This is a genomic window from Mycobacterium sp. (genome assembly GCF_032161845.1).
Classification (GTDB): Bacteria; Actinomycetota; Actinomycetes; order Mycobacteriales; family Mycobacteriaceae; genus Mycobacterium.
This window is the reverse complement of sequence record NZ_JAVRQA010000139.1, coordinates 1-3,275: the sequence shown is the minus strand read 5'-3', so window position 1 is coordinate 3,275 and position 3,275 is coordinate 1. Positions and strand designations below refer to the sequence as shown.

The window sequence follows — 3,275 nt, the reverse complement described above, 5'->3', positions numbered from 1 at the left end:
TTGAAGCGGGTTGCCGCGAAGACCCTTACGCCGTCCGCGATGAGCCGTTCGGCCACACCGAGGCCGATGCCCGACGCTGCTCCGGTGACGATGGCCGTGCGGCCGACGAGTGCGCCGCTCACAGGATGATCGCCACGTCGGAGACGGCGCGCAGGTCGGTCATGTCGAGTTCGGCGCGCTTGCGGGCGATGCGCAGACCGGAGCCCGTCACGCGTAGTAGGTACTGGTATCGCCCGACGTAGCTGCTGGACCGACCGCCGCGGAACCGCCAGACGGTGAAGGATGCTGACACCGACACCTCGGTCACCTGGCCCGTGTCGTCGACCTGTTCGTTCAGTACGCGCACGTTGAACACCTGGTGATTGGTGCGCGAGTGGGGGTACTCGCGGTGAGCGCGTCGGCTGTTGAGCCGCTCGACCCGTGCCTTCAGTCTGGTGAGGTCGTCGTCGATGAGCATGAGATCCCGCGTCGGGTCGCCATCGGGGGCGTCGTTGCACGGCACCTCGTACTTCGCATCATCGTCGAACAGCTGCAACCATTCATCGAGCGCCCAGGTGTCGAGGAGGGCAGCCTCGGCGTAGAGGTAGTCCTCGAGGTCGGACCGGCTGATTCTGGCGGCCAGGGAAATGGACGCGCTCATCAGACACTTCCTACTTCCGCTGCGGCACCCATCTGTGTCTGCCAACGCCGCCAGAACTCTCGCATCTGTTCTTCGTCGTTGGCCATCGGTCCACGTCCCATGCCGCGCGAGATGTCGTTCCATTCGACGCCGCCGCTGGCGTAGCCCTGCTGACAGGACTCGAGGGCCTCGACATCGTCGGGGGTGGCGAAGCCGCCGGGGCCGAGGAAGGTCAGGAAGCTATCCAGTCGGCGCTGACGCAGTGCGGGGAGTTCGTCGCGGGGGGCGAGCTGCCACGCCGTGACGTCCACGCGGTTCGGCGCTGTGGGGAACAGCGTCCGCACCGTCACCGCCATGATGTCGTTGATCACCAGGTTGGGGTAGATGAGCAGGTTGCGGTTGGTCTCGGCGATCTTGTGTGCGCGATCGGCGCCGAAGCGGTCGACGAGTTCGGCTCGCAGGCGGTCGATTTCGTCGCGCGCCTGCTCGCCGAACATCGGCTCCCACTTGGCGACCGGGCGACCCCAGGGGGCGGAGTACTCGATCACCGCGTGGCCGTTGCCAAGGCTCACCGCGCGTCCGTCGACTCCGCTTCCCAGGTCCGTGCCGATCGACACCAGATACTTGAAGTAGGTATCGTGTGTCGACTGCGCGTGATATCCGTCGATGCTGTTCTCCACCAGAAGCTTCCAGTTCGCATCGAAGCTGTATTCGTTGGTGCCCCTGATCGTCTCGACCGATCCGCCGCAGCCGTCGACGACGAGATCGATGTATTCCTTGGCGTCGGCGAGGTATGTCGACAGGTCGACGATGTCGGGGTCGAAACTGGCGAAGACGAACCCTCTGTAGGACTCGACGCGGTGAACGCGTTTGAGACCCAGCTCCGCGAAGTTCAGCCCGCCTGCGTAGGCGGCCCGGTCGGGCACGCCCTTGAGCTCGCCCTCGGTGTCGAAACTCCACGCGTGATAGAAGCAGGAGAACACCTTCGCGTTGCCCGATTCCTGGCGGCAAACCATCGCTCCGCGATGGGTGCACGAGTTGTGGAAGACGTTGATCTGCCCGCTCTTTGCGCTACGCACCATGAAGACGGGCCGACCGGCGACGGGCCGTCGAACGAAGTCGCCCGGCCGCGGTATCTCGGACTCGTGCCCGACGTAGAGCCACGATCGTGCGAAGACCCGCTCTACCTCGTCCCGAAGTATCTGGGGCGAGGTCATCGCGGACCGATGCACCCGAAACGCGTTGTTCTGTCGGTCATCGACGACGATCGGTGCGATCGGCATCGACGCCACGTCGACCCTGGGTTCGGTCCCGGTGCTCACGGGCAATCCAGATAGTTCGCCACCAGCGCCGAGAATTCCTGCGCCCGTTCGATTTGAGTCCAGTGTCCACACGCGCTGAAGACGTGGAGGTCGGCGTTCGGAAACAAGCCCAGCATCGTGACGGAGACGGCGAGCGGTACCACCTTGTCTTCGCGACCGTGGACCAACAGGGTAGGAATCCTGATCGCGCGGACCTCTTCCTCGGTGATACCGAGCTCGGATCCCTTGTGCCGCGGGTCCTGGAATATCGCCTGGTACGCCTCGAACGCACCGTTGGCCACGCTGGCCTCGTAACGGATCCGCACCAGGTCGTCGGTGATCATCGTGGGATCCACCGCGAAGTAGTTGCGCAACAGGTCGCGCATGGCGTCCGGTGATGGGCGGTATGCGCGCAGTGCCGCCAAGCCCTCGGTCAGCGTCATGCCGATGCCGGGGGCGCCCATCAGCACCATCTTCGTGATCCGATCAGGCTGGTCGGTAGCCATCTGCATCGCGATGCGGCCACCGAGCGAGTTCCCCACGATCGAGGCGCTTTCGATTCCGAGTGCGTCGAGGAATGCCCACACGTGGTCGGTCCATGTCCGCAGCGAGTACACGACGTCCGCGGGACGTTCGGTGTCGCCGAAGCCGACGATGTCGGGCGCCAACACCCGGAAGTCCTTCGCGAGCGTCCCGATGTTGTTTTGCCAGTTGGCAGTTGCCGATACGCCGGGCCCTGACCCGTGCAGCATGACCACCGGATGGCCCGATCCCGCTTCTAGATAGTGAGTCCTGATGCCCCCGGCGTCGATGTCGTGCGGTGTGGCCACCGGTGGGGAAGCGGTGTGCAGGGTCATTGCTGACGTCCTTCCTCGAAGACGGCAAAGCACTTGTTGGAATTGAAGACATCCGTGGTGACCAATTCAGACCACGCCAGTTCGAGACCCAGTTCGTCTGCGGCGCCGGTCAGGCAGAACCAATTGAGCATTTCGTGCTGCCCCGAATCGACTACGTCCCGAGTGGGAGTGGATTGCCAGGCGTCGTAGTCGGCATCGACGAGCAAGTCGTAAAGCCGTCGATCGGCGGTGGTGTCGGGGGTGATGTGCCAGGTCTTGTCGGTCAAGAAGGCGTGCGACCAGCTCGACGAGGCGACGAGTGCCACCCGCAGATCGGTTTCGGTAAATGCTTGGGCGACGGCCCTGCCAAGGGCGAAGCAGCGGGCCGGGGTGGGCCCGACTGGGTCGAGCCGTTCTTGGGCAATCTCGGCGAATCTGGCTAAGCCACCCCGCCTCGCGATCGCGTGCTGCCCATAGCAATTCACCGTGATCGGAATGATGGGATAGGGAAATTCGGTC

General features: G+C 64.2%; 4 protein-coding genes. All 4 read right to left on the bottom strand.

Annotated elements, in window-relative coordinates:
• Nucleotides 1-118: 118 nt before the first annotated feature.
• On the bottom strand, nucleotides 119-640 hold the full coding sequence (locus tag QOD90_RS08150; RefSeq protein WP_526348455.1) for an aromatic-ring-hydroxylating dioxygenase subunit beta: 522 nt from the start codon (nucleotides 638-640) through the stop codon (nucleotides 119-121).
• Nucleotides 640-1,941, bottom strand: coding sequence for an aromatic ring-hydroxylating oxygenase subunit alpha (locus QOD90_RS08145; RefSeq protein WP_526348453.1), 1,302 nt, complete (start codon nucleotides 1,939-1,941; stop codon nucleotides 640-642). The genes QOD90_RS08150 and QOD90_RS08145 overlap by 1 nt, the downstream gene beginning before the upstream one ends.
• Nucleotides 1,938-2,777: an alpha/beta fold hydrolase gene (locus tag QOD90_RS08140; RefSeq protein ID WP_526348451.1), complete on the bottom strand. Its 840-nt coding sequence runs from the start codon at nucleotides 2,775-2,777 to the stop codon at nucleotides 1,938-1,940. Before QOD90_RS08140 ends, QOD90_RS08145 begins: the two co-directional genes overlap by 4 nt.
• On the bottom strand, nucleotides 2,774-3,275 hold a 502-nt coding region (locus tag QOD90_RS08135; protein WP_526348449.1), incomplete at its 5' end, for a DODA-type extradiol aromatic ring-opening family dioxygenase. The genes QOD90_RS08135 and QOD90_RS08140, both read right to left, overlap by 4 nt.